Below are 26078 nucleotides of genomic sequence, written 5' to 3' on the forward strand. Positions count from 1 at the left end.
CAAGCGTCGGCCCGATGATGCCGGTCACCAGCTCTTCACCGGCACATCCCAAGCCTGTCATGCCGTCGGGCCTTGGCGGCACTTTCATCAGCGGTTATAGCTCGCGCTTTCCGCCCGGTCATGAAGGCACGGGCGAGCTTGTGTCGATCTGCAAGGATGATCCTGAATGCGTTTTCCGACCGTTGGCCTATCTCAGACGTCGCGTCAGCTGCTTGTGGCCTTCAGCCTGGTGTCGGCTGTCGGCCTGACATCCTGCGCCGGGCGTCCGGGCCCGGAAACGCTCGGCACCGTCGCCCTGAACGACTACCAGCCGAGCCGGGTCGAAACGCTCTACAGCGTCACCACGCGCGATCGCGCCGAGCCGGCCAAGAATGTCTTCACCACGACCCGGACGCGCGAACCGAACTACGCCAGTTTCGACATCTCCATCCCGCCGAACCACAAGCCCGCCAATATCGAATGGCCGAAGCCTGGCCGCAAACCCGATCCGAAGACGGATTTCGCCGTGGTCTCGCAGTCGGTGCTGGATCGCGCGGCCCTGCTGCAGGCCGTGCGGACGCAGGACAAGGCGCCACCCGTCGTCTTCGTCCATGGCTACAACTACAATTTCCAGGAATCGCTCTTCCGCCTCGCGCAGCTGAAGACGGACAGCAACCTCGACGGCACGCCCGTGCTCTTCTCCTGGCCCTCGCTCGCCGCCCTGCCGGCCTATGTCGCCGACAAGGAATCCGCCACCTATTCCCGTGATGCGCTCGCCAATCTCCTGAGCGATATGACCCGTGCCCGCAACGGTCAGGTCGACGTCTTCGCCCACTCCATGGGCGGCTGGCTCACGATGGAGGCGCTGCGCCAGCTCAGGCTGGAGGGCAAAGGCGACGTGCTGAACCGGCTGCGGGTGATCATGGCCGCGCCCGACATCGACGAGGGCGTCTTTACCGCCCAGCTCGATGTTATCGGGCGGATGCGCACACCCATCACCGTTCTCGTGGCGCCCGATGATCGCGCGCTGCAGGTCTCGAGTTTCCTCGGTGCGGGCAACCGCGTGGGCGCGCTCGATGCGCGCAATCCGGAAGTGGCCGAAGCGGCCAAGCGCAATGGCGTGGCGATCGTCGACATCTCCTCGCTGGAGCCGACGGATGTCACCAACCACAACCGCTTCTTCGACGTGAAGCAACTGGCCACGACCCTGAGCAAGCCCGCCGCCGCAGCCACGATCGGTGATGCCGGCGCCTTTGTCCTGGATGCCGCGGCACAAACCGTCTCGAGCCCGTTCTCTCTCGCCGCGCGGGTTCTCCGCCGCTAGACCTCGGACCGAATCTTCCATCTCGGCATGTTCCCGCCTTGCAAGGCTGGCTTGCATTTCCTCGGCTTGACCGTGATCGAATTTGCGTGTCTTGCGCAATTTATGCGCTGGTTTACCGACTCGTTTACTCCTTGGTGTCACAAGCTTCGGTCCATGCATGGGCGCTAATAAGCGTTCGGTCCCCTTCAGTTCGTGGTCCGGTTCATGGCTTCTTCTCTGTCCGATGCCGAAGCGGCTGCGCCTGCGCTCGCCGCAGCTCGCGCCAAGCCTCTTTCGATCGTTGCTCTATCCCTCGTTCCGAAGCTCGTATTGCGTGCCCCGCGCACGGGATTGGTGCTGACGGCGCTCGCCATCCTGGCATTGCTCGGCCCTGTTCTGGCGGAGGAAAGCCTGCTGAAGTTCGGCTGGGGCCTCGTGCTCGCCCGCCACGGCATCGATGCGACCGAAGGCACGCTCGGCCTGTCCATGGTGCTCGGCGTCATCGCCTCGCGCGGCCTCGTCCGCTTCCCCCGCCGCAGACGGGAAACGGAAGACGAGACGGCCGATGATCTCGCGCGCGCCATCGCGCTCTTGCCGCAGCAAGAAAACGCGAGCGCCGGCCTCGTGCGTCTCGGCGACAAGCGCATCCTCTTCTCCGATTGCGGCCAGGGATTCATCATGTATGCCCGCCAGGGCCGCTCGCTGGTCGCGCTCTTCGATCCCGTCGGACCGGGACATCTCTGGGCGCCGCTAGTCGAAAAATTCGTCGCGGAAGCACGCCGCAGCCGCAGCCGCCCGGTCTTCTACCAGGTCTCCGCCGATTTCCTGCCGGTGGCCGTCGACATGCGCCTGCAGGCGCTGAAACTCGGCGAACAGGCCGTCGTCGATCTTGCCCGCTTCTCGCTGGCCGGCGGCGATTGGGTGAAGCTCCGCCGCTCGATCAACCGCGCCGAACGCGATGGTCTCTGCTTCGAGCTCGTGTCCGCAGACGCCGTGCCCCCAATGCTGGACCAACTGCAGGCGGTATCAGACGCCTGGCTCTTGGCCCATCAGGCTGCCGAAAAAGGCTTCTCGCTCGGCACTTTCGAGCGCGCTTATGTTGCGTCCGGTCCTGTCGCTGTCATTCGCCTCGAGGGCCGCATCGTCGCCTTCGCCAGCCTGATGACGGCTTCCTCTGAGGGCGATGCCTTTATCGATCTGATGCGCCATGTGCCGGGTGTGCACCGGGGCATGATGGATCTGCTATTCGTGAAGATCATGGAGACGTTGAAGGCGGAAGGGTTCCGCACGCTCAACCTCGGCATGGCGCCGCTGGCCGGGCTTTCCGATCACAGCCGCGCCCCGGCCTGGAACCACGTCGCCCGCCAGATCTTCGACCACGGCGAGAGTTTCTACAATTTCCGCGGTGTGCGCGCCTTCAAGGAGAAGTTCGATCCCAATTGGCAGCCCCGCTATCTCGCGGTCGCGGGCCAGGGCCTGCCGATCCTCTCGCTGATCGATGTGACGCTGCTGATCGGCGGCGGGCTGAAGGGCCTGATGCGCAAATGAGCGGCGCGATCGCCAAGACGCGCCGGAGCCACCTGCACAGGCTCGCTGCCGCATGGGCCCTGGCGCTGCCGCTCGTGACGGGCGTCGCAGCCGCATCGAGCGCCGACGGCATCGTCAGCCTGCCGCAGGATCGTATCGTCGCTCCGGATGACGGCAATATGGCGGGCGTCGTCGTCATCATCTCCGACGCCAATGGCTGGGATGGCGCAGAGCAGGCCGCGCTGGAGACGGTCGTTCACGCCGGCGCAGTCGGTGTCGGCGTCGATCTGACGACGTGGCGCGCCGCCCTCTCGCGTGAGACCGACCGCGACTGCCTCTTCCTGCCGGCCGATATCGAACGCCTGACGCGCCGGCTGCACCGCAGCCACAAGGCCGATTTCTATAGTCCGCCGCGCATTCTCGGCTTCGGCGAGGGAGGGGCACTCGCGCTGGCCATGGCGGCCCAGACCCCGAACGGGAGTTTCGCGGAGACGATTGGAGAAACGGTCGCCGTCGATCCGACCGAGGCGATCGCGCTGCCGAAGCCGCTTTGCACGCCGGCCCCGCGCCGCGAAACGCCCGAGGGAACGTCCTACGGCCTGTCGCCGGGCAGCCTGCCCAATCCGTTGCGTGTGGTCTTCTCCTCGGCCGCCAATGAAGCGGCACGAGACCATGCGCAAGAACTGAAATCGAGCCATCCGGATGTGGTGCTCGCGGAGGGGGAGGGCGGTGCCGCGCGCATCCTCTCCGCCGAAGCGTCCGACCTCGTCGCCCGGCTGACCCCGGCTGATGAGGCGCTGGATCTTCCCCTGGTCGAAGACATCGTCGAGCCTGAACACGATACCGTCGCGATCTTCTATTCCGGCGATGGCGGCTGGCGCGACATCGATCAACGGGTCTCGGCCCGACTGAACGAGAAGGGCCTGCCCGTCATCGGCGTCGACGCCCTGCGCTACTTCTGGAGCGAGAAAAGCCCCGAGACCACCGCCGCCGACCTGAGCGCGATGATTGCGCACTACCGCAAACGCCTCAGCGTCTCCAAAGTCGTTCTGATCGGCTATTCCTTCGGCGCCAACATCCTGCCCAAGGTCTATGGCCTCCTGCCCGAGACGGACCGCAAGTCCGTCACGCTCCTTTCGCTGCTCGCTCTGTCCCACCAGGCCGATTTCGAGATCGTGCTGGGAAGCTGGGTGGGTGTGACCGGCCCCGCCAAACACGGCGATCCCGTCGACCATCTGGCCGAGGTTGAGGCCTCCAAGGTGCAATGCGTCTACGGTCTGGAAGAAGAAGACAGCGGCTGCCCCGCGCTGGAGCCACGCGCAAAGCAAGGCCTCCAACTCATCCCCCGCCCGGGCGGTCACCATTTCGACGAGAACTACGAACTGGTGGCGGATCGGATACTCGAGCGGATCGTCGGACGGTGACAGTGCGGCGGTCAGTCCCGACTGCTCCGGTCAGGTGTCTCCTGGCAAGACGCAGGAGACTCAGTCGATCAACACCGCCGTAGCCTCGTTCGGATACATCTCGACATCGGGATTGCCGATCAGCGTACTGTCGTCCGTGATCAGCTTCTCCCAGACAGCGGCCGGCGCCGCCACGATCAACTGCGGGGTGCCGTTCAACTCGTTTATGATCCGCAGTCCATCGGAGCTGTAGTCGGTCAGGGTATCGATGATCGGCTGCTTGACCTCTTGATAGAGGCCGAAGAGCAAAGACTTCCGTTCGCGGGCGGTTGCGGCTTCGCGTGCCTTTTCGACCTTCTCGTCAGCGACTTTGACTGAAACGAGGACGGAAAGGTCTTCAGTCGGGTCCAGTTGACGGACCGATGCTTTCATCTGTGCACTCATCATGTCCTTGTCCCTTTGGGTAGACGATCGCGTGCCACATCAGATATTCGCAAGATGAAGCCGTCCTCGGCCACCTCGCGGAGATTTATCATGCGGCGCGGGCGGTAAAGTTGCCGTTAACTTGAGAAGACGCTCAATCAAGCCTACCGGTTCCCCGCGCAGCGACTCATCCTGTTCGATCACCAGTGCTGCAGCGCCGGCAACGATCGGGCACGCCATCGACGTGCCCGACATTAATCCATAGCGACCACCGGGTAAAGCGCTGCTCACCTGGACCCCAGGCGCAACCAGATCGGGCTTGTAGACCGGCGGCTGTGAAGCCGGCATCGCCGGACCCCAATCGCTGAACTCTGCGATTTCGTGATGACGATCGACGGCACCGACAGCGAGAACACAGTCGTACATGCCCGGAGCACTATGATTGCCTTGTCCAAGGCGGCCGTTGTTGCCAATGGCAGCGACGATCAGGATACCGCCATCGATATAGCCCCTGGTTACCTTGTACTCCTCCCGATCGAAGGTCTGGCCAAGCGACGCATTCACGATGTCGACGCCTTCGCCCGCTCCAAGGGCTTCGACCGCGAGCCAGTTCAGGCCGGCGGCGACCTGGTTGCGGTACCCGATCAGCCTCTGATTTGCATCCCGTGTAGTCAGCACCGATGCCATCGCAATCTGAGCGTCAGGCGCCACACCTTTGGTGCGTCCTGCACTGAGCGCCGCGACATGCGTTCCATGCCTGCCGTAGTCCTTTGGCTCTCTCTTCTTCTTGGAGCCATCTGGAGCGAAATCCTGAAAGATGACCTGTCTTCCGACGAATTCGGGATGGTTTGCATCGATGCCGGTGTCCACGAAGCCGATGGTGACGCCGCGACCGGTCAATCCCTTCTGGCGGGCAGCGCTGATTCCGATGGCGTCGAGATGCCAATCATCCCTCAGGCCACCGGCACCTTCTTCTTCTGTCGGTGCAATGTGCATCACGACTTCATTTTCCAACACCACGGCGCCTGCGTCCTTGAGATTGGCAATCGTTTCGTCGGGAAGAGCCGGCAATATCATGGCGTCCAATGCGGAGAGATAAATGCCCCGCAATTGTGTAAAGGCCCCGAACTGCGCCTCTGCGACAGCCGGTATGGCCCCACCCGCGCTATTGGCAGCGTTCAGCAGGTCGACACTCATGTGATCGGATGTTGTCTCGTACAGAAGCGCCTTGGCGGCCTTCCGTCCCACTGGGCCGTTCGTCCGTTCCCGCGTCGGCATCAGCACCAGCAAGGCCCGTTCGGCATCCGGCTTGAGCCACAGATCTCTCATGCTGTGGGCTCTGGCGACTTCGGGCAGGCGGGTCATGCCCGTCTTGCGCTTGTAGTCGCGTATCCACCGTCGTCTCAGATCGCGGGCGTGGCGCTTGGCACCCTTATGTCCGGTCGCCCGACGTTTCCACGTATACATCTGACGGTCCAGCTTTTGCAGAAATGCACCGACGTCCCCGTAGTCTCGTGACTTGCCCATGAATCAGTTGCCCCCAAACCTGACCGGGAGCAAGACTAGCAAAAATATCCTAGGTTGCAAGATCGTGAGATGAATACAACCGGAAGCCCATCACCGGTCGCTGGTTTCCCAGCGCGGGTTGATCCAGGGCTCCTGGTTGGACCGGGGGAGCGGCGTCTTGCCCAGGATGTGATCGGCAGCCTTCTCGCCGGTCATGATCGAGGGGCCGTTCAGGTTGCCATAGGTCAGCCGCGGGAAGATGGAGGAATCGACGACACGCAGGCCGTCGACGCCGATCACCCGGCATTCCGGATCGACGACGGCCATCGGATCGTCCTTGGCGCCCATCTTCGATGTGCCGCAAGGGTGGTAGGCGCTTTCCAGATGTTCGCGCAGGAAGGCGTCGATCTGATCATCCGTCTGCACGGTTTCGCCCGGCTGGATTTCCGGTCCCCGGAAGGGATCGAAGGCCTTCTGGCCGAAGATCTCGCGGGTGAGCCGCACGCAATGGCGGAACTTCACCCAGTCTTCCTCGTGGCTCATATAGTTGAACTGGATCACCGGATCGGCCATCGGATCGGGCGAGCGCAGCGTGACGGCGCCGCGCGACTTCGAGTGATTATAGCCCACATGCACCTGGAAGCCGTGGCTCTTCGCGGCCGCCTTGCCGTCATAGGAGATGGCGACCGGCAGGAAGTGGAACTGGATGTCGGGCTGCTTGACCCCGGGGGCGGAGCGCACGAAGGCGCAGCTCTCGAACTGGTTCGAGCCGCCGAGCCCGGTGCCGGTGAACAGCCATTGCGCCCCCGCGACGCCCTGCCAGAACCAGGGCAGCCAGGAATAGAGTGAAACGGGTTTGGTCGAGACCTGCTGGAAGTAGAATTCCATGTGGTCCATGAGATTGGCGCCGACCCCCGGCCGATCGACCTTCACCTCGATGCCCATGTCCTTCAGATGCTGCGCCGGACCGATGCCGGAGAGCATCAAGAGTTTCGGCGAGTTGAAGGTCGAGGCGGAAACGATGACCTCGCGATTGGCCTTCACCACCTCGATTTTGCCGTTGCGCTCGATCTCGACGCCGGTGGCCCGGCCGTTTTCGAGGACGATTCTCCGGGCAAAGCAGCGCACCAGCTCGACATTGCCCCGCTTCATGGCGGGCTTCAGATAGGCATTGGCAGCAGACCAGCGACGCGAACGCCAGATGGTCTGCTCCATCAGGCCGAAGCCTTCCTGCTTCTCGCCGTTATAGTCTTCGGTCGTTTCGAACCCAGCCTGCTTGCCCGCTTCGACAAAGGCGCGCACCAGCGGGTTCTTCGCCGGGCCACGCTGGACATGCAGCGGCCCGTCGGTGCCACGCCAGCCCTCCTGGCCGCCATGCGAATTCTCCATCCGCTTGAAGTAGGGAAGCACATCTGCATAGCCCCAGCCCTTGGCGCCACTCTCTTCCCAGCGATCGAAATCATCGGCCGAACCGCGCACATAGACCATGCCGTTGATCGAGGACGACCCACCGATCACCTTGCCACGAGGTGCTGTGATCCGCCGATTGTTGAGGTTCGGCTCGGGCTCGGAGAGATAACCCCAGTTGTAGCGCTTCATGCTCATCGGCCAGGCCAAGGCCGCCGGCATCTGGATGAACGGCCCGACATCCGATCCGCCATATTCCAGCACCATGACGCTGTGCTTGCCGTCTTCCGACAGTCGATAAGCCAGCGCCGAACCGGCCGAGCCGGAGCCAATGATGATGAAGTCTGCGTTCTGCATGGTGTCAGGTCCGAGTGGTTGAAGAATTATAGCTATTTGCTATAATCCGGCGATGAAGAGGGTTGAGTATTCCAAGGCCGCGACCAAGGTTTTGGGCCGGATGCAGCCCCGTCGACGGGAAGCGATCCGGTCGAAAGTTGATGCCTTCGCGCGCGGAGACCGCGTCGATCTGAAGAAATTGAAGGGCAGTACCCTTCTCAGAATTCGTGTCGGCGATGACCGGGTCATCATCGATGAGCAGACGATGCTGGTCATCGTCGTCGAGGTCGGGCCGCGCGGCGGCATCTACAAGGAGTGAATGATGGGCGAGCTGCGCAAGACCGTTATCGATGGCGAGACCTACGTCCTCGTTCCCGAGGACGAATACGAAGACCTGATGGATAGCGTTGCGGCTGAGAAGATCATGGCGCGCATCCGGGCCGGTGAGGAGACCTGGCCGGCTGAGCTTGTCTACGAACTCTGGGAAACCGATAGCCGCATCCGCACCTACCGCAATTACCGAAAGATGTCCGTCTCCGACCTCGCCGCCGCCGCCGGCATCTCGCAGCCCTATCTCTCCGAGATCGAAAGCGGCAAGAAGACCGGCTCCGTCGATGTGCTGAAGCGTATTGCGGCAGCGCTCAAGGTCGATCTCGACGATATTGTGGTGTGACGGGCAAACGTCGGAGCAGTGGCACCCCCCTCTGCCCTGCCGGGCATCTCCCCTACAAGGGGGGAGAGCGAAGCGCGGCTGACCGCTCGACCGCCTTGCGAAGCTCGCTAATCGCATTCCAGAACGTTTACTGGGCAAGGCGCGCGCGGCCACTCTCCCCCCTTGTGGGGGAGATGTCGGTGAAGCCGACAGAGGGGGGTATCCTCGCGCGACGGCCGATCTCATCTCAATACGGCGCCTCGCACTTGCCCATGCCGACATAAACCGTCTTCAGCTCGGAATAATGTTCCAGCGCCGCTGCCGAGTTCTCGCGACCGAAGCCCGACTGTTTCGAGCCGCCGAAGGGGATCTCGACCGGGCAGAGATTATAGGTGTTGATCCAGAGCGTGCCGGCTTCCAGCTGATCGACCACGCGGTGCGCGCGGGAAAAGTCGGCTGTGAAGACGCCGGCCGACAGGCCGAATTCGGTGGCATTCGCCCGCGCGATCACCTCTGCCTCATCCTCGAAATCGAGCACGCACATCACCGGCCCGAAAATCTCTTCGCGCGCGATGGTCATGTCGTCGGTGACATCGGCAAACACCGTCGGCTGGATGTAGAAACCTTCGCCGGTGACGCTGTTGGGAATACCGCCGCCGGTCACAAGCCTTGCGCCCTCGGCCTTGCCCTTGTCGATGTAGGACAGGACCTGCTCGCGCTGCGCGAGCGAGACCATCGGCCCCATCTGGGTTGCCTCGTCCTGCGGATCACCGATGACGATGGCTTCCGTGCGGGCCTTCAGGCGGGTGAGGAAGGTCTCCTTGATCGCCTTGTGCACGAAAACGCGCGTGCCGTTCGAGCAGACCTGGCCGGTCGAATAGAAATTGCCCAGCATCGCGCCCGAGATCGCGCTGTCGACATCGGCATCGTCAAACACGACGAGCGGCGACTTGCCGCCGAGTTCCATCGTCACATGCTTGAGCTGGCCGGCTGCGGCCCCGGCCACCTTGCGGCCCGTCGGCACGGAGCCGGTGAGCGACACCTTGGCGACATCGGGATGGCTGACGAGCAGCGGCCCGGTCTCGCGATCCCCCTGGATGACGTTGTAGACACCCTTCGGCGCACCGGCCTCGATCAGGATCTCGGCGATCTTGAGTGCACCGAGCGGCGTCACTTCCGATGGCTTGAAAACCATGGCATTGCCGGCGGCGAGCGCCGGTGCGCCCTTCCAGCAGGCGATCTGCTGCGGATAGTTCCAGGCGCCGATGCCGACGACGACGCCGAGCGGCACGCGTTTCGTATAGGCCCAGTCGCCACCCAGCGGGATCTGGCTACCGTTCATCGCGGTTGCGATGATGCCGCCGAAGAATTCGAAGCTGTCGGCACCCGACGTCGGGTCGGCAACGATCGTCTCCTGGATCGGCTTGCCGGTGTCAAGCGTCTCGAGCTCGGAGAGCTCGCGGTTGCGCTCGCGCATGATCTCGGCGGCCTTCTTCAACACGCGACCACGTGCGGCGGGGCTCCAGGATGCCCATTCCTTCTGAGCCCGCTTGGCCGATGCAATCGCCTTGTCGATGATCTGAGGCGTTGCCGCATGCAGCCTGGCGATCACCTCGCCGGTCGCCGGATAGATGCTCTCGATGACGGTGCCGGCGGTATCCTCGACATACTCCCCGTCGATGAAGTGGGAGGCTTGCGGTTGGGCTTTCATGTCCTGTCTCCAGACGGGTGTTCGAATTTGCATCTTGCTATTAAGGGCCCCTCATCCGCCCTTCGGGCACCTTCTCCCCGCAGGCGGGGAGAAGGATACTCCGGCGCTAGCGGTTGCCTCTCCCTCTCCCCGCTTGCGGGGAGAGGGTAGGGTGAGGGGCTATTGTTTCGGCGGTCACGGCTTGCAGCTGCCCCGTCACATAGTCCTCGACCAATGCGACAGAGGCATCAAAGGAAAGCGGGGCGGCTTTCAGAGATTGCCGGATATAGAGCCCGTCGATCATGGCGGCAGCGCCATCGGCGATCCGGCTCGCTTCGGCTGAACCACACAGCGGCTTCAGGCCTGACATCAGGTTGGAATGCAGCCGCCGCGCGTAAAGCGCCAAGAGCCGGCGCACCTCCTCCGACCGCTGCGCCTCTGAATAGAAGGCGAGCCATGCGGCAACGACCTGGCTGTCGAACTGGTCGGCCTGGAACGAGATGCTGATGACCGCGGAAATCCGCTCGCGAGGCGTCGCCGCGGCCGAAAGGGCTGCTCCCGCATCGGCGCGCAATTGCCGCAGCAGCGAACGGATCGTCTCGATCAGCAGCCGGTCCTTGGAGCCGAAATAATGATGCGCCAGCGCCGCCGAAACACCGGCCTCGCGGGCGATCTCCGACATGGTCACGGTCAGCGAGCCATGATGGCCGATCGTCTTCAACGCGGCATCGACAAGCGCCTTCCGGCGCACTGGCTCCATTCCAACCTTCGGCATGCATCCTCTCCAATCTTGACCCATGATAATTTTGATTGACTGATCAATCAATAAAAAACTGCAGCATATCCTGCTGTTCTGGCGCTTGGCGTTTAACCGTAAACCGGAAGCAGCACGCGTTCGACGTTGCCGTCAAATCTGCCGGAGCTTTGCGACGCAGGCCCACTCGAAGCCCTTGCGGCGCAGGGTTTTTCGCTCAATCGGACAAGCGCGTCTCATGCCAAACCCGAGATGGTTGCGACATGAAACTTTCATCCAGCTGTCACACTACGGAAAGCCTTTGTTGACGATTGCTCCGCCACATTTCTGCCCATAAAAACAAATGCATACTGGAGTATCGCGTATGGGTGCGGGGGTGGCGGAAGATTTGGGCGCGCTGCGGCGCTTTGCCAGCGATCAGCTGGTGACGCTGGCGAAACTCGTCGTCGAAAATGCCTTCCAGCCCATCGTCGAGGTCGGCACCGGGGTCGTCTTCGGTCACGAAAGCCTGATGCGCGGCCATGATCGCATCGGTTTTCAAAGCCCCCTCGATCTCCTCGACCAGGCTGCCGAGACCGGCCAGCTCCTACCCCTCGAACAGATGGTCGCCACCCGGGCGCTCGCCAAATTCGCCACGCTGCCCGATTGCGCCGGCGCCACGCTCTTTCTCAATCTCGATGTCCGCCTGATTCCGGAAGGCAATGCGCTGGTCGACACCCTGCTCGACCAGCTGCGCAAGGCCCATGTGCCGCCGTCCTCCGTCTGTTTCGAGCTCTCGGAGCGTTTCGACAATACCCGCGTTCCGGAATTTGCCGCCCTTGTCGAGCGCCTCCGCCGCTCCGGCTTCAAGCTCGCGATCGATGACTTCGGTGTCGGCCATGGCGAGATGAAGCTGCTCTGCGACTATCCGGTCGACTATGTGAAGATCGACCGCCACTTCATCGCCGGCCTCGACAGCAATCCGCGCAAGCGCCACCTCGTCAAGAACATCGTCAATTTCTGCCACGTGCTGGGCGTGCGCGTCATTGCCGAGGGCATCGAGACGGAAAGCGAATTCCTCGCCTGCCGCGAATTCGGCGTCGATCTCGTTCAGGGCTGGTATATCGCCCGCCCCAGCACGATCGTTTCGGAGCTGAAGAGCGCATTCCCGCATCTCCAGGATGTCGGCAAGGCCCGCCGCACCAGCCAGTCCCTCGACGAGATCCTGATCCGCAAGCAGATCGAGACGCTGCCCACCGTCTACGAGCACGAGAACATCGACCACGTCTTCGATCTCTTCCGCCGCAATCCGGGCCAGTCCTTCTTCCCCGTGCTGAACGCCAATGGCGAGCCGCGCGGCATCATCAACGAGCGGCATCTCAAGGAATACATCTACCAGCCCTTCGGCCGCGATCTCCTGAAGAACAAGCTCTACGAGCGTTCGATCTCGCATTTCGTCGACCGCGCCCCGATTGTCGGGCTCGATGCCGAAGCCGAGCGACTGATGACGATCTTCGCCAACATGGAAGGCTCCGACTGCGTCATCCTGACGGAGAACATGCGCTACGCCGGCGTCGTCTCGGCCGGCTCGCTGATCCGCATCATGAGCGAAAAGCAGCTGAAGACCGCCCAGGACCAGAACCCGCTGACGGGTCTGCCCGGCAACCGCGCCATCCGCGATTTCATGCGCACGGCAGCCCTCGATGGCGATGGCCCGCGCTTCTTCTGCTACTGCGACTTCGACCACTTCAAGCCGTTCAACGACCACTATGGCTTCCACCAGGGCGACCACGCGATCTCGCTCTTCGCCGCCTTGCTCCGCCGCTATTTCTTCTCCGAAGGCGATTTCCTCGGCCATGTCGGCGGCGACGATTTCTTCATCGGCGTCACCGACTGGACCCGCGAGGAACTGACCGAGATCCTCGACCGCCTGCTGTCCGATTTCCACGACGACGTCATCGACCTCTATTCCGAAGCCGACCGCCAGACCGGCCATATCAAGGGCCTCGACCGCCAGGGCCGCGAGCGCGAATTCCCGCTGATGCGCTGCTCGATCGGCGTGCTCGAACTCCCAGCCGGCCTCGTCATCGACGACGTCAACCGCATCAGCGGCGAGATCGCCGACCTGAAGAAGCAGGCCAAGGAGAACGAAGGCGGGCTGTCCTTCGGGCTGATCGATCTCTGATCAATAGGCCGGGCTGGCAACTCCGGAAATAGATGCGAGATCCCTTCGGTCTCGCTTGATTGCCCGTCAAAGATGCGCAAGATTGCGATGCACTCCAGACGGGATTCTCCAATGAAAAAATCGATTTCTTTCCTCGGCGGCCTGCTTCTGCTCGCCAGCTGCCAGACAGACGTGCCGCAGTCCGTGGCCGACTCGCAGGTTCCCCCGTCACCGCAGGTCAAGCGGGAGCTTGTCCGCGTGCTCAAGGAAACCGATGGCACGATCGGAGATTTCATCGACCCGCAGATTTCGAGTGTCGTGCTGCTCGAACCTGAGACGAAGACCTATGCCTTCTGCATCCGGGCCTGGCACACCCAGCGTAAGCAACAGCCCGATGTCATCGGTTTCTCGTTCCGGGGCAACATGCTGCTGGGCGGTACCAACAACGAGCCGCGCTGCCGCGACAAGCGCCTGCGCTACTACCCCTATCCCGAACTCAGGGCCGTGCGCGGCCTGCGCTGATGACCTCCGAGCCATACGGGGCTTTCGTCGGATCTGTGTCGGTCGGGATTTAGCCTGCCGACCAGCCCGACATGCAGCGCCTCCTGGATCTTTCCGACGCCGTCGCCACAAAGCTATACCCTGGCGCCTTCCGCCAGCCGCTGAATGCCGCCACCCTCCAGAGCCCGGATGTCACCCTTTTTTTGTCGCCCGCGATGAAGCGGGCCATGCTCTTGGTTGTGTCGCCTTGCTCGACCAGGGGGATTTAACTGCCGAACTCAAGCGCATGATCGTCGACCCTGACCATGCCGGCCGGGGCGTCGGCCGCAACCTTCTGTTGACAATCCTTCAGGCGGCCAGAGATCGCGGCCTCCGGTCCGTGCTGCTCGAAGTCGGCATCCGCAATGTCGAAGCGCGCCGGCTCTATCAAAGCGTCGGCTTCCGCGACCGAGGCCCCTTCGGCCGCTACCAGCAGACGGAGATTGCCACCTTCATGGAATTCCAGCTTTAGGGAGGATTGCTCCCTCCCGATACCATTTGCCACGTCGGACAAAGGGCCTCCTTTTCATCGCATTTCAGAGGCTCTATGCCTGACCTCAAGCATTCGATCCAAGGAGCTTCCCATGTCACTGCCTGCCACCATGCGCCATGTCGATCTGTCCGGACATGGCGGCCCTGAGGTCATGCGCTTTGTTGAGGGGCCGCTTCCGGTTCCCCGGCCGGGCGAGATCCTGGTGAAGGTCGAGGCGGCAGGCGTGAACCGGCCGGATGTTGCCCAGCGTCAGGGCGCCTATCCGCCGCCGAAGGATGCAAGCCCCATCCTCGGGCTAGAGATCGCTGGCGAAATCGTCGGGCTCGGCACCGGCGTCACGGATTTTCAGATCGGCGATCGGGTCTGCGCGCTGGCCAATGGCGGCGGTTATGCCGAATACTGCGCCGTGCCGGCCAGCCAGGCCCTGCCGTTCCCCAAGGGCTATGATGCGGTGAAGGCCGCGGCAGTGCCCGAAACCTTCTTTACCGTCTGGGCCAATCTCTTCCAGATGGCGGGTCTGACCGAAGGCGAGACCGTGCTCATCCATGGTGGCTCGTCCGGCATCGGCACGACGGCGATCCAGCTCGCGAAAGCCTTTGGCGCCACGGTCTTCACGACCGCCGGCTCGGCCGAGAAATGCGCCGCCTGCATGGATCTCGGAGCCACCAGGGCGATCAACTACAAGGCCGAGGATTTCGTCGAGATCGTCAAGGAAGAGACCGGCGGCAAGGGTGTGGATGTCGTGCTCGACATGATCGGTGCGGCCTATTTCGATCGCAATCTGCAGGCTCTCGCGAAAGACGGCTGTCTCTCGATCATCGCCTTTCTCGGCGGCTCCACCGTCGAAAAGGCGAGCCTTGCGCCGATCATGGTGAAGCGCCTCACCGTCACCGGCTCCACCATGCGTCCGCGCACGGCTGAAGAAAAGCGCGCCATCCGCGATGACCTCGCCACCGAAGTCTGGCCCCGCCTGGAACGCGGCGAAGTTGCGCCGGTCATCCATCAGGTCATGCCGTTCGAGGACGTGGTCGAGGCCCATCGGCTGATGGAAAGCTCGGCGCATATCGGCAAGATCGTGCTGAAGTTGGTATAACGGCTAGCGAGGCGAGGGCGCTCGTGCGGTCTCTTGGGAGCGGACCTCCGCTCCCTCAAGATGGCCTCGGCTCTTACCGCCCCGGCAGCGATCGCGCCGTGAGCTTGTTGCCGTCGGGGTCCCGCAGATAGGCGACGAACGAGCCATCGGGCCGCGCGCAGGGCGGCGTCTCGATCGAGGTGCCTCCATGCGCCACGCCGTCATCGTGCCAGGCCTGAACCTGATCCGGATTGTCGGCAAGCAGGCCGATCGTGCCGCCATTGGCAGCCGTTGCCGGCTTGCCGTCGATCGGTGCGGTGATCATCAGCCGCCCGCCCTTGTGCTGGTAGACGAGCCTGCCGCGCGGGTCCGTCTCGCCGGGCGTCCCGCCCAGAGCCTGAAAGGTGGCGTCATAGAACTGTTTCGACCGTGCAAGGTCGTTGCTGCCGATCATGATATGCGTGAACATCACGTCTCCAGATAAATGCTTCAATATACCGGTCGGTCCTGCCCGCCAGTTTGGTGAGACCTGCTCGATCCCTGGTCAGATCCCCGAGCCGTCTAGCTCGGCCTCGTCTTCGCCCTCCCAGGCGGGCGGCCGCACCATCGCGTCCATATTGACCCCGGGCAGCGGCATCCAGCATTTGAGTTCCGGCTCGGCATATTGAACGATCAGTCCCGGCGTCGAATCCGACGAGCGCCAGCCGTCGGCCCCGAACCGGTCGCCCTTCGACCAGTAGACGAGATCGACCGCACCCGGTCCCTGTTCGGAGGCGCGGATGGTCACGAGAATGCGGCTGCCGTCGCGCGGTGCAGTGCGCATGTTCCGCCAGCGGATGGATTCGTTCATGGTGATGTCCTCCCGTTTTGAAGCGGAGTGTCGCTGTGGGAGGAGGGGCGGTCAATAAGAATTGCCGGAAGTGCGTCAGATGACGCGGGCAGTGTTTTCTCAGTTGGCGGGAGCGGGACTTTACTTCTGAGTCAATGATGGCAGCTTGCGTAGTGAGTTTGAAGGTGTTGCTGGGACTTGCACGAGATGAGCGAGCGACTGACGACCGCGGTCAAGATGGGCATCAGTGCCCGTCAGATTCTGAACAAGGCGCGGACGTTTCCGGATGCCAATGTCAAAAACCCATTCGGTTTAGATGGGTCCCATATCGGTGTCGAACCCATGCTACTCGCTCTATCAATGGAATTGGCGCTGAAGGCTTGGTACGTTTTTGACTACGACAAGACGAGGAAACGCTGGTACCACGATCTCGACAGGATTTTTGACAGCCTGACCGAAGGAAGCCGGCAGAAACTGGACACCGCCTTCAAAGCGACTGTGGCGCCGCTCCACCCTAGCTTCTTCTGCATTGATTATGGGATCCGAGACGTGCTTTTCCAGCACAGAGATGCATTAGTTAGGTGGCGTTATCTCCACGAAAGGGGAGAGCCCATGATGTTTGAGCGATCGGTTTTTGAAGCAACGCTTGAGATGGTTATCGTGGAATTTGAGAAGCGTTATCGCACGGAGCAGATAGGTGTGCCGGCGCTTTCTAGGAGGCTCTAGATCAGAGCCCATCACAGCCCTATCGGTTTCGTGTGACCGTCACTCCAACTCTCCACCCAAGCCAGTACCGCCTCGCCGTCATGGCCGATTTCGCGGTCGACATCCGCCAGGGCGTGCTCCATGTCCGCGTGCCACCGGTTCAGGCCCTCGACATGGGTCTCGATGGCGCGCTGAACGATGTGCTCCCGTGTCTGCCCGGTCTCACGGGCCAGGCTGTCGATGGCCCCGCTCGCCGCCTCGGGGAACATTATTTCGAGCTTCGTCATATTTCGTGCCTTGCCGGATCCACTCGACGCTCCTACCTTACTCTCATCGGCAACGTAACGAAAGGAAGGTGATCCAATGTCTAATGAGATTTCGGTCTGCGTACGTGACTTTGGAAAGGGTGCGGTTTTGACGGGGCAGCCCTCGGCCTGATCCAGCCTTCCTTCGGGTGGTCTTCCACCCGGGTCCGGACAAAGGACTAAAGCTCATGGGAGCCACCCTCAGGGTGGCTCTTTTGATTCCAAGCCCATACTGCATGTGAAGGACGCCTACAGCCCGACCGTGCCGAAGCCCGGTACCTTGATACCCGGCCGCGCGAAATCCACACCCGCCACAAGCCCGAGGAAATTCACCTCCAGACCGCTGCGCACACCGACCGAAAGCCCGGCCAGACCGCCGAGGCTCAAATGCAGGTCGCGCCCATCCTTGTCGAGATGATAGAAGGCGCCGCCGGGCAGATAGTCGCGGCCGACCGCATCGGCCGGCAGGACGGCTCCGAGTTCCGGCACCTCGCGCAGCACATGCGCGACGAAGGTGTTCGAGTTCGGCCCCGGATAGATCCGGTAGCCGTCGGGCTTTCCATAGGCATAGCCGGCGATCGCCGCCTCCACCATCGGGATCAGGCGCTTGGCCTCTTCGCCCTTGATCTCCACCACCAGCCTTGGCGGGTTGGAATACCAATAGGCGTCGGGCGCCCGGTGGTTGCGGCGGATCGGCGAGCCCCAGCCGACCTTGTCATAGCGCTGGTATTCGCCGTTTTCTTCCTTGGTGACGATCCAGGCATGGCTGGCGATTGCGCCTTTCAACCCGCCGGTCATGGCGGAAAAGACATAGATCGCAGCCTCCGGGCTTTCCGCCGCCGTCGGCAGCAGTCCGGAAGAGCTCCACCGCGCCGAACTCCAGCCATCCGGGTGGTCGCGTGTCGCCCAGAGACCGGCCGAAACCAGCGTCGGCAACACGAAGACGAGCAGGATGACGGAGACGATGCGCAGCAGAAATTTCAATCCGGACCTCGAACAGCGGGACAATGCATGCTTTAACAAGCATCAGACAATATTGGCATTTTGAGGCAGGTCATGGAAAATCCGATCACGGTAGAGGTCACGCGCGGTCAACTCGTCGAGAGCCGCCATCGAGGCCTGGCCGTCGTGGTCGATGCCGAAGGCAAGATCCTCTTCTCCGCCGGCGATGTCGAAGCCGGTGTCTTCCCGCGTTCTGCCTGCAAGGCGATGCAGGCTTTGCCGCTGGTCGAAAGTGGCGCGGCAGACGCCTATGGCTTCGGCAACCGGGAGCTGGCACTCGCCTGCGCCTCCCATTCAGGCGAACCGGAACACGTGGCCACCGCCGCCGCAATGCTGAAGGCTGCGGGGCTCGATGAGAGCGTGCTCGAATGCGGCGCCCATTGGTCCTCGCATCAGTCTGTCCTCATCGATCAGGCCCGCACGCTCGACAAGCCGACGGCGCTTCACAACAATTGCTCGGGCAAACATTCGGGCTTCGTCTGCACCTGCAGCCACACCGGCGAGGAGCCGCGCGGCTATGCCGGCTTCGACCATCCGCTGCAGCAGGCAATCCGCGCCATCATGGCGGATCTCACCGGCGCCGTGCTGTCGCGCGACAATTGCGGCACGGACGGCTGCTCGATCCCGACCTATGCCGTGCCGCTCACCGGCCTTGCCCGCGGCTTCGGCAAGCTCGTCACGGGCAAGGGCCTGGAGCCGTTGCGCGCCGCCGCCGCCCGCCGGCTGATCAATGCCTGCATGGCCGAACCCTTCTACGTCGCCGGCACGAAGCGCTTCTGCACCAGACTGATGCAGGTCGCGCCTGGCCGCATCTTTGCCAAGACCGGGGCCGAAGGCGTCTTCTGCGCGCTGCTGCCGGACAAGGGTCTCTCCTTCGCCGTCAAGGCGGAAGATGGCGCCACCCGCGCCGCAGAAGCGATGATCGCCGCCCTGCTTGCACGCCACTTCGACGAGGACAGCGAAGAACGGGCCGCCCTGATGCGCCTTGCCAATCACGGCATGACCAACTGGAACGGCCTGGCCGTCGGCTCGGTCCGCGTGACCGATGTTCTCTTCGCCTGAGCCTCGGTCCCTGAATCGTCCCACGCCCGCGATCGCGCCGGTTGCGCCGGCCAGATCCTGCCTCAAGGGAGGTTTAACCCTTCACGGCTAGACTGGCGGCCCGACAGATCATGCGCAACCGATGAGGCCGCATTCATGGATGTTTCGAGCCGAGGGATGAACCGGACCTCCGGCAGCAATGCCGGTCGTCGCTGGACCCTGCCGATCGCGCAGAACGGCCGCCGGCTCGAGCTCGAATGCCTGGAAACGCTGGATGAGCTCGTCGCCCTCAAGGAGGAGTGGCAGGCGCTGGAGCAGCGCACGCCCGAGCCCTTCACCTATTTCCAGAGCTTTGACTGGTGCATCAGCTGGTGCCGGGCCTTCCTAGACGGGGAGGCGGCAGCCGATCAGCGACCTTCGGTCTACGTGCTCTGGGACGGCGGCGAATGCCTGATGATCTGGCCGCTGATGACGCGTCGTGTTGCCGGCACGGTTCGGGCGGTCGTGCCCCTCTCGGCGCCGATGAACCAATATGCCGCGCTGCTCTACGATCCCGCCCGTTTCGACCTCACGCTTGGCAAGCGTGTCTTCGACGGCATCTGCGGCCGCGGCGAGGGCGATGCGATCTGCCTCGATCACGTGCCGCAGACGGCGTTGCTGGCGCGCATTATCGGCGGCCGGGGCGTCTCGCCCCTCACAGAACAGCAATCCTCGATCCTCGATCTCACCGACATCGCCGATTGGGAAAGCCACCACCGCGCACTTCCAAAGAAGCAGCGCCTGCAGCGCAACAGCCGGCGCAACCGGCTTGAGAAGCTCGGCCGGCTCGACTACCGGGTGCTGACCCCGGCCGATGCCGAGTATGCCGATCACGTCACCCGCTGCATCGCGATGAAGCAGGACTGGCTGAAAGGCACCGGCCGCCTGGGCCGCGATCTCTTCGACCCGCGCTTTGCCGCCTTCCTGCGCGGGCTCGGCCAGGATGCCGGCCCGGATGAAGGTTGCGTCTACCTCCATGCACTGACGCTCGATGGCGTCCCGATCGCCATGGAACTCGGCATGCGCTTCCGCAAGGATTACTACTGCTTCCTCGGCGCGATCGATCTTGCCTATCAGCAATATTCGCCCGGCAAGGTGCAGATGGAAAGCGCCCAGCGCTGGGCGATCGAGAGCGGCATCCACCGCTTCGATTTCCTCAACGATACCTCCGCCTACAAGTCAAGCTGGACCAATACCAGCGAGCCGCTCACCGCGCTCTACGTGCCGCTCACCGCTCTCGGACAAGTCTATTGCCGCCAGTGGATGGCAGGCCTACGGCCGCGTCTGCGTGCGCTCTATCACGGTCTGGGGCCGGCCTGGCGGGGACGCTTCCGCCATGTGCTGGACAGGCTGCAAGCCCTCGTCGGCCGCGCCGGCGGCAGCATGAGCCTCGTCTTGTGCTGCATGCCATGATCGCAAGGCTGAGGCAAAAGGCCGTCCATGCCGTGCGCGATCCGGGCCTGCGCGGCGCGCTCGTCAGCATCACCGTGCGCATCGCCGCAGCCTTCGTCGGCCTAGGCCTGCAGATCCTGCTCGCCCGCCTGATGGCGCTGGAAGACTACGGTGTCTATGTCATCCTCTGGACCTGGGTCAGCGTCGTCGGCCAGATCGGCGTTCTCGGCTTCTACGATTCCGCCGCCCGCTTCATTCCCCGCTATGGACGCAGGGAAAAACAGGCCCATCTCGCCGGCTTCCTCGCAACGGGCTTCAAGGCCGTCATCGCAGGCTCCGGTGTGATCGCGGCCCTGGCGCTGGTCTTCCTGTTGGCGCTGCCAGGCCTTGTCGATGAGGCCTTCCTGCTGCCGCTCGCCGTCCTTGCGCTCGGCTTTCCGGTGCTCTCGCTCGAGACCTATCTGACCGGCGTCTTCAGAGGCTTCGGCTGGTATGCGCTTTCCACCATTCCAGGCTTCATCTTCCGCCCCGTGCTGATCATGCTCGGTGTCGGCATCGCTCGTCTCGCCGGTCTGCCGCTGGATGCCGTAACGGTGCTCGTCATCGTCGTGCTTTCCTCCGTCGTCGTGCTGGTTGCCCAGGCGCTGCTGTTGCGCGCCCGCCTGCCGAAGCGCGAGAAGCCTGTGACCAGCCATGAGCGCCGCCGCTTCTGGCTGCTCGCCTCCGTCCTGATGATGCCGGCCATGACGGCGGAGGAGCTGTTCGTCTGGATCGATGTGCTGATCCTCGGCTTCCTCGTGTCACCCGACCAGGCCTCGCTCTATTTCGCCGCCCAGCGCTCCCTCTCGCTCGCAGCCTTCGTGCAATATGGCTTCATGCTGGTCGCCGCCCGCGGCTTCTCGCTGTCGCTGGCCTCGGCCGACCGGACAGGCCTGCAGGCCCGCATCACCCGCTCCACCAATGCCACCTTCTGGCTCACCATTCCCTCGGTGGCGCTGACGCTGGTCGCCGGCTATCCCTTGCTCCACCTCTTCGGCGAGGCCTTCGTCCAGGCCTATCCCTGCCTCGTGCTGCTCGGGCTCGCCTATGTCATCCGCGCAGCAACCGGCCAGGCGGCCGAACTCCTGGTCGTCCAGGGGCGCTACCGCCTGAGCCTCGTGATCGTCTCGATCTCGGTCTTTGCCTGCGTCCTGCTGATGCTGCTGCTGGTGCCGCACTGGGGCATCACCGGAGCCGCCGTCGCCATGGTCCTCGTGCAGACGCTGCGCCTCGTAGTGGTCACGGCACTTGTGCATCGGCACACCGGCTATTGGGTCCTGGTCCGGCCGTTTGCGCGGGCAACGGCGAGTTCATAAGCGCGATTGAAAAACCCAACTTCATGGGTTATTTTGCGAGATGGTCACTGTCCTGCGAAGCCATGGCATGCGTTTTGTGATCTATACGGCGGATCACGAGCCTCCGCATGTGCATGTCTATGGGATGGCGAAGCCCGGATCGACATCGTGACGTTGAAGGTCATGACACAAGGCGGACTTTCCGATCGCGACGTTCGCAGAGCGGTCGAAGAAATCAAGGCGCAACAGGCGCTCTTTCTCAAGACGTGGAGACGCTATCATGGGTGATGTCAGCGACGCTGATCTGCAGGCAGCCAAGGCACGCTGGGCCGAGGAACGCGCCGGCCGGCCGATCCCGGTGGCCGTCCGGTTCGATCGGGCGACCGAGCGCATCGTCGTTGATTTCGTCAATGGGGCAACCTTTCTGGTTCCCGCGCGTGCGCTCGAAGGGCTCGAAAACGCAACAATCGACGAACTCGCCGAGGTCGAACTGCTCGGCGAGACTGGCCTTCATTGGGAAAGCCTCGACGTCGACTATACCATCCAGGGACTGATGGCCGGCATCTTCGGTTCGCGCATGTTCATGGACGCCCAGCGCCGGGGAGGGCAGTCGCGCTCCCCGGCCAAGGTGGCTGCCAGCCGCGCCAATGGCGCGAAGGGCGGGCGACCGAGAAAATCAGAGGCCTGAAACCGCAAGCGCTGCGGTCACTCCACCTCGGCCAGCCGCTTTTCCCACATGGCCTTGAAGGCGGGGCGGGACTGGATGCGGGAAAGCCAGGCGGCTGTCTTTGGATGGGCATCGAACAGCGGCTGGTAGGCCTGGGCGTAGCGCACGATTTCGCCGAGATTGATGTCCGCGACGGTAAAGCGGTCACCGAGAGCGTAGTCATGCGCCGCAAAATGCTTTTCCAGCACGCCGAAGGGCCGCGACAGGATGCGGGCGAGGGCCTTGGCCTCCTGCTGGCCGGCCTCGGTCGCGAGCCGACCTTCGGCGTTCGCCATGGAGATCTTCAGGGCGTCCGTCTCGATCGAGGTTGCCGCAAACAGCGTCCATTGCAGCGTCAGGGCCTCCTCGGCTGCATCCTTCGGCGCAAGCGGTCCGCCATGCTTCTTCGCCACATGGATGGTTTGTGCGAGTGACTCGTTCAGAACCAGCCCGTCATCCTCGATGGTCGGGATGCTGCCCATCGGGTTGATCGCAAGAAACGCAGGCGAACGGGTGTTGAGCCGCGCATCGGCCGCCGACGGATCCTGCAGCTTGTAGGCCTGCAGGACAGGCACCAGTTCGAAAGGTGCGCCGAGTTCTTCCATCAGCCAGAGAATGCGCGTCGCGCGGGATTTGTAGACGCCGTAGATCTTGAGCATGTGCGACTCCGTTGAAGATTGGCCGGAGGCTATCTCGCGTCAGCCGCCCGGAAAAGCGCTTCGGGCTGATGCGACCGATGAAATTTGCTGATTGTTCGCGCAATTGACAGCGCATGCCCGTCGCGCGTATTTCTGCGCTTCCAGGGTCTGCAGTCCACCCAGGCGTCACCGCCCCGGCAAGGGGAGCTAAACCTGCCTTTCTTCTGATCGACGAAGCTCGTTTTTCCGTGCCCCGTCGGAAGTCGGTGACCACCGGCCATGTTGGCTGCTCGAGGCAGCCGGGCACGACCAGGAGAAATGAGATGTCGAGGACGTCACACGCCTATTCCGCGCCCGATCTGTCGGCGCTGGCCAAGACCCTGAAGCGCGAACTCGAAGCGCGGGCGCAAGTGCCCGGCCATGTCGAGCTTTTGAACATGCTGACGCGCGCCGTCGGCTATCGCAACTACCAGCATTTCAAGGCAAGCCGCGCCGCGGAAGATCGACTGGCCAACCCGCCGACGATCGAGGCCGAGCCGGCGGTCGATTTCCGCCGCGTGGAGCTCACCGCCCGCTGCTTTGCCGGCACCGACGTTCTCATGCGCTGGCCGGGCAAGCTCAACCAGCAGCAACTGGCGCTCTGGGTGCTCTGGTCCTTCCTGTCCGCAGGGGAGGAGATGCCGGAAAAGACGGTCAATGAGGTACTCTCGCGCCACAATGGCTTTTCGGATCACGTGCTGATCCGCCGCGAGCTGGTCAACATGGGGCTTTTGAGCCGCACGCGCGATTGCCGGCTCTATCGTCGAATGGAAAAGCGCCCGCCGCCGGAGGCACGCGAACTGATCCGTCTCGTCACGGGCCGGCGCCGCAGCGCCTGATCTCAAGAGGCCAATTGGCGCTGGGGCGCGATAGCGTGCAGATGTCGCGTCTCAGCCGGCCTTGTTGAACAAGAGCCGGTTTCTGTCGCTGACAAAGCGCGACCATTCCGGGTGGAAATTGCTGACCTCCAGCGTTTCCCGCACGCTGTCGCGATCGACCGGATGGGAGAAGTAGTAGCCCTGGCCGGCCTTGCAGTCGAGCGAGAGCAGATGCTCGGCCTGTGCCTGTTCCTCGATGCCTTCGGCAACGACCCAGATGCCGAGGCCACGCGCGATATCCAGAAGCCCCTTGGTGATGACCCCGCCACCACCGGCATCCGACAGGCGGCGCACGAAACATTTGTCGATCTTGATGATGTCGACCGGCACGGTCAGGAGGTGAGTGAGCGAGGCAAAACCCGTCCCGAAATCGTCGAGCGCCACTTTGATGCCGGCTTCGCGCAGCGCATGGATCTCTTCGGCAACGACATTGTCCTTCTGCGCAAGATAGACTGACTCCGTCACCTCCGCTGTGATGGTCATCGGCTCGAGCCCTGCGCCTGCCAGGGCATCGACGATCCGGCGCGTCAGTCCGCCGCGATGAAAATCGGCAGCAGACAGGTTCAGGCCGATACGGGAGAAGAGAAGATCCTCGCGCTTCCACTCGCTGGCCGCCGCGGCAATCCGCTCCAGCATGCGCTCGGTGATCTCGATCGCCACATGGGCGTCCTTCATCGCCTCGTGAAAATGGGCTGCCGCCACCAGACGCCCGTCCGGCATGGTCATGCGGCAGAGCGATTCAAACCCCATGATGCGGCCCGTCGCGAGCTCTATCACCGGCTGGAAATGCGCATCGATCCTGTTGTCGCGCAGCGCCTGATCGACCTCCTGCACCGAGCGGAAGCGCTTGGCGATCGAGGTGCCGAGACCTGCCTGATATTCGAGGTAGCGGCCGCGCGCCCGTTCCTTGGCGTGGTAGAGCGCGTAGTCGGCATTCTGCCGCACCTGCTGCGGGCTGCGTTCCGCCCCGGCCTTGGCGCCGCCCAGCGTCGCTGCGGGATAGATCAGGTGCCCGCCGCAATCCGCCGGCTCCTTGATCCGCGAGATCAGCGTCTCGGCAAGCGCTGCAGGCTCCGTCGTCGCAATACAGGGAACGATCACGGCAAATTCGTCGCCGCCGAGGCGAAACGCCATGCCGGCCGGCGCTTCCTGCTTCATGCGTTCGGCAACGATCCGGATGAGATCGTCACCGGCACCATGGCCGAAGGTGTCGTTGACCATCTTCAGATTGTCGAGATCGATCAGCATCAGGGCCCAGTCGGGCTCGCGCCGCGAGACTTCGGCAATCACCTCGTTGAACCGGCTGCGGTTCGGCAGACCCGTCAGGCCATCGGTATCGGCCAGACGCCGCCGCTCCGCCATGCGCTGGTCACGCTCAATGGCGATAGCGCAAAGATGCACGCAGGCCTTGACGATCTGCCGCTCCTGCTCGGAGGGGCCTCTGATGTTGCGGTAGTAGAAGGCGAAGGTGCCGAGCACCCTTCCCGATCCGATGATCGGCGTCGACCAGCAGGCCTTCAGACCAAGCGGCAGGGCAAGCTGCTTGTAAGGCTGCCAATATTCATGGCTGTCAATGTCCTCGACCAGCACCGGCTCGCCGTAATAGGCCGCTGTCCCGCAGGATCCGACGCCATGACCGATCGCAACGCCGTCGATGGCAGAGGTGTATTCCAGGGGAAGGGAGGGGCCGGCCAGATGCCGCAGCCGCCGATCCTCGTCAAGCAGCAATACCGAGCAGACGATGTCGTCGGTCATCGTCTCGACTTCGCGGCACAGATAATCCACGGTCTCGGCCAGTGACTGCCCGGTCGCGATCTTCTCGAGGATTATGTTCTGCAGAGGTAGAAGCATGTGACCCACGACAGGTTAACTGCCGCAAGTAAATCAGAGTTAGCTTAAACAGAAATTACGACAGTTCGAAAGGTCGCATATTGGTTTCCGC

The 26078-nt window shown here is 63.1% G+C and carries 27 protein-coding genes; 16 read left to right on the forward strand and 11 right to left on the reverse strand.

The features are described 5' to 3' along the window. The first annotated feature begins 166 nt into the window (after nt 1-166). The 3 genes from M1E12_RS03220 (at nt 167) to M1E12_RS03230 (ending at nt 4233) form a co-directional block, all read left to right on the forward strand. The gene (locus M1E12_RS03220) at nt 167-1303 is read left to right on the forward strand and encodes an alpha/beta hydrolase (protein ID WP_479563717.1); all 1137 of its coding nucleotides are present in this window, start codon (nt 167-169) and stop codon (nt 1301-1303) included. Between the two features lie 204 nt (nt 1304-1507). Further along, the gene (locus tag M1E12_RS03225) at nt 1508-2830 is read left to right on the forward strand and encodes a phosphatidylglycerol lysyltransferase domain-containing protein (RefSeq protein WP_479563718.1); all 1323 of its coding nucleotides are present in this window, start codon (nt 1508-1510) and stop codon (nt 2828-2830) included. Then, nucleotides 2827-4233, forward strand: a complete 1407-nt coding sequence (locus M1E12_RS03230) for a virulence factor family protein (RefSeq protein WP_479563719.1) — start codon at nt 2827-2829, stop codon at nt 4231-4233. The genes M1E12_RS03225 and M1E12_RS03230 overlap by 4 nt, the downstream gene beginning before the upstream one ends. A gap of 60 nt (nt 4234-4293) precedes the next feature. On the opposite strand, the gene M1E12_RS03235 is transcribed toward M1E12_RS03230, so the two are convergent. From M1E12_RS03235 to betA, 3 genes are all read right to left on the reverse strand, one after another. After that, nucleotides 4294-4659, reverse strand: a complete 366-nt coding sequence (locus tag M1E12_RS03235; RefSeq protein WP_310236934.1) for a hypothetical protein — start codon at nt 4657-4659, stop codon at nt 4294-4296. 36 nt (nt 4660-4695) lie between these two features. Next, nucleotides 4696-6162 carry a S8 family peptidase gene (locus M1E12_RS03240; RefSeq protein ID WP_479563720.1) on the reverse strand — a complete coding sequence of 489 codons (1467 nt, stop codon included), beginning with the start codon at nt 6160-6162 and terminating at the stop codon, nt 4696-4698. A 90-nt stretch (nt 6163-6252) separates the two neighbouring features. Further along, the gene (betA, locus tag M1E12_RS03245; RefSeq protein ID WP_479563721.1) at nt 6253-7905 is read right to left on the reverse strand and encodes a choline dehydrogenase; all 1653 of its coding nucleotides are present in this window, start codon (nt 7903-7905) and stop codon (nt 6253-6255) included. A gap of 52 nt (nt 7906-7957) precedes the next feature. Between betA and M1E12_RS03250 the strand changes: the two genes are divergently transcribed. Together M1E12_RS03250 and M1E12_RS03255 are read left to right on the forward strand one after the other, a co-directional pair. Then, complete coding sequence (locus tag M1E12_RS03250) at nt 7958-8203, forward strand: type II toxin-antitoxin system RelE family toxin (protein ID WP_479563722.1); 246 nt, start codon at nt 7958-7960, stop codon at nt 8201-8203. Between the two features lie 3 nt (nt 8204-8206). Then, entirely contained in the window at nt 8207-8557 is a 351-nt protein-coding gene (locus M1E12_RS03255) for a helix-turn-helix domain-containing protein (protein ID WP_479564814.1), read from the forward strand. A gap of 226 nt (nt 8558-8783) precedes the next feature. Here M1E12_RS03255 and betB read toward each other — a convergent pair whose 3' ends face one another. After that, entirely contained in the window at nt 8784-10247 is a 1464-nt protein-coding gene (betB, locus tag M1E12_RS03260; protein WP_479563723.1) for a betaine-aldehyde dehydrogenase, read from the reverse strand. Nucleotides 10248-10353: 106 nt separating this feature from the next. Continuing rightward, complete coding sequence (betI, locus tag M1E12_RS03265) at nt 10354-11001, reverse strand: transcriptional regulator BetI (RefSeq protein ID WP_479563724.1); 648 nt, start codon at nt 10999-11001, stop codon at nt 10354-10356. 343 nt (nt 11002-11344) lie between these two features. Between betI and M1E12_RS03270 the strand changes: the two genes are divergently transcribed. The 4 genes from M1E12_RS03270 to M1E12_RS03285 all read left to right on the forward strand — a co-directional run bounded on the left by M1E12_RS03270 (nt 11345) and on the right by M1E12_RS03285 (nt 15249). Then, nucleotides 11345-13144, forward strand: a complete 1800-nt coding sequence (locus M1E12_RS03270) for a bifunctional diguanylate cyclase/phosphodiesterase (protein ID WP_374725511.1) — start codon at nt 11345-11347, stop codon at nt 13142-13144. Between the two features lie 111 nt (nt 13145-13255). Then, entirely contained in the window at nt 13256-13645 is a 390-nt protein-coding gene (locus M1E12_RS03275; RefSeq protein WP_479563725.1) for a membrane lipoprotein lipid attachment site-containing protein, read from the forward strand. A gap of 115 nt (nt 13646-13760) precedes the next feature. Continuing rightward, on the forward strand, nt 13761-14135 hold the full coding sequence (locus tag M1E12_RS03280; RefSeq protein ID WP_479564815.1) for a GNAT family N-acetyltransferase: 375 nt from the start codon (nt 13761-13763) through the stop codon (nt 14133-14135). A 112-nt stretch (nt 14136-14247) separates the two neighbouring features. Continuing rightward, nucleotides 14248-15249, forward strand: a complete 1002-nt coding sequence (locus M1E12_RS03285; protein WP_479563726.1) for an NAD(P)H-quinone oxidoreductase — start codon at nt 14248-14250, stop codon at nt 15247-15249. A 73-nt stretch (nt 15250-15322) separates the two neighbouring features. Here M1E12_RS03285 and M1E12_RS03290 read toward each other — a convergent pair whose 3' ends face one another. Both M1E12_RS03290 and M1E12_RS03295 read right to left on the reverse strand, forming a co-directional pair. Further along, nucleotides 15323-15697 (reverse strand): VOC family protein, encoded by a 375-nt coding sequence (locus tag M1E12_RS03290; protein WP_479563727.1) that lies wholly within the window; start codon nt 15695-15697, stop codon nt 15323-15325. A gap of 75 nt (nt 15698-15772) precedes the next feature. Then, a complete protein-coding gene (locus M1E12_RS03295) occupies nt 15773-16078 on the reverse strand; it encodes a hypothetical protein (RefSeq protein ID WP_113460560.1) in 306 nt (101 codons plus the stop codon). A gap of 186 nt (nt 16079-16264) precedes the next feature. Here M1E12_RS03295 and M1E12_RS03300 point away from each other — a divergent pair, with 186 nt between their 5' ends. Beyond that, a complete protein-coding gene (locus M1E12_RS03300) occupies nt 16265-16783 on the forward strand; it encodes a hypothetical protein (RefSeq protein WP_479563728.1) in 519 nt (172 codons plus the stop codon). An 11-nt stretch (nt 16784-16794) separates the two neighbouring features. Here the strand turns inward: M1E12_RS03300 and M1E12_RS03305 are convergent, their stop codons facing one another. Together M1E12_RS03305 and M1E12_RS03310 are read right to left on the reverse strand one after the other, a co-directional pair. Then, on the reverse strand, nt 16795-17049 hold the full coding sequence (locus M1E12_RS03305; RefSeq protein ID WP_479563729.1) for a hypothetical protein: 255 nt from the start codon (nt 17047-17049) through the stop codon (nt 16795-16797). 267 nt (nt 17050-17316) lie between these two features. Then, nucleotides 17317-18051 carry a DUF3750 domain-containing protein gene (locus M1E12_RS03310; protein ID WP_479563730.1) on the reverse strand — a complete coding sequence of 245 codons (735 nt, stop codon included), beginning with the start codon at nt 18049-18051 and terminating at the stop codon, nt 17317-17319. Nucleotides 18052-18123: 72 nt separating this feature from the next. Here M1E12_RS03310 and M1E12_RS03315 point away from each other — a divergent pair, with 72 nt between their 5' ends. The 5 genes from M1E12_RS03315 to M1E12_RS03335 all read left to right on the forward strand — a co-directional run bounded on the left by M1E12_RS03315 (nt 18124) and on the right by M1E12_RS03335 (nt 22563). Then, nucleotides 18124-19131, forward strand: a complete 1008-nt coding sequence (locus tag M1E12_RS03315; RefSeq protein WP_479563731.1) for an asparaginase — start codon at nt 18124-18126, stop codon at nt 19129-19131. 156 nt (nt 19132-19287) lie between these two features. Then, nucleotides 19288-20562 (forward strand): GNAT family N-acetyltransferase, encoded by a 1275-nt coding sequence (locus M1E12_RS03320; protein ID WP_479563732.1) that lies wholly within the window; start codon nt 19288-19290, stop codon nt 20560-20562. Further along, nucleotides 20559-21896 carry a lipopolysaccharide biosynthesis protein gene (locus M1E12_RS03325; protein ID WP_479563733.1) on the forward strand — a complete coding sequence of 446 codons (1338 nt, stop codon included), beginning with the start codon at nt 20559-20561 and terminating at the stop codon, nt 21894-21896. The genes M1E12_RS03320 and M1E12_RS03325 overlap by 4 nt, the downstream gene beginning before the upstream one ends. Nucleotides 21897-21963: 67 nt before the next feature. After that, nucleotides 21964-22047, forward strand: a complete 84-nt coding sequence (locus M1E12_RS03330) for a DUF4160 domain-containing protein (protein WP_479564816.1) — start codon at nt 21964-21966, stop codon at nt 22045-22047. A gap of 108 nt (nt 22048-22155) precedes the next feature. Further along, on the forward strand, nt 22156-22563 hold the full coding sequence (locus tag M1E12_RS03335) for a DUF2442 domain-containing protein (RefSeq protein WP_479563734.1): 408 nt from the start codon (nt 22156-22158) through the stop codon (nt 22561-22563). A gap of 17 nt (nt 22564-22580) precedes the next feature. Here the strand turns inward: M1E12_RS03335 and M1E12_RS03340 are convergent, their stop codons facing one another. Further along, nucleotides 22581-23240 (reverse strand): glutathione S-transferase family protein, encoded by a 660-nt coding sequence (locus M1E12_RS03340; protein ID WP_479563735.1) that lies wholly within the window; start codon nt 23238-23240, stop codon nt 22581-22583. Nucleotides 23241-23542: 302 nt separating this feature from the next. On the opposite strand from M1E12_RS03340, the gene M1E12_RS03345 reads away from it, so the two are divergent. Then, a complete protein-coding gene (locus M1E12_RS03345; RefSeq protein WP_479563736.1) occupies nt 23543-24097 on the forward strand; it encodes a DUF2087 domain-containing protein in 555 nt (184 codons plus the stop codon). Between the two features lie 51 nt (nt 24098-24148). On the opposite strand, the gene M1E12_RS03350 is transcribed toward M1E12_RS03345, so the two are convergent. Beyond that, nucleotides 24149-25987, reverse strand: coding sequence for a putative bifunctional diguanylate cyclase/phosphodiesterase (locus M1E12_RS03350; protein WP_479563737.1), 1839 nt, complete (start codon nt 25985-25987; stop codon nt 24149-24151). Nucleotides 25988-26078 lie beyond the last annotated feature (91 nt).

Source organism: Rhizobium sp. K33 (assembly GCF_056501445.1).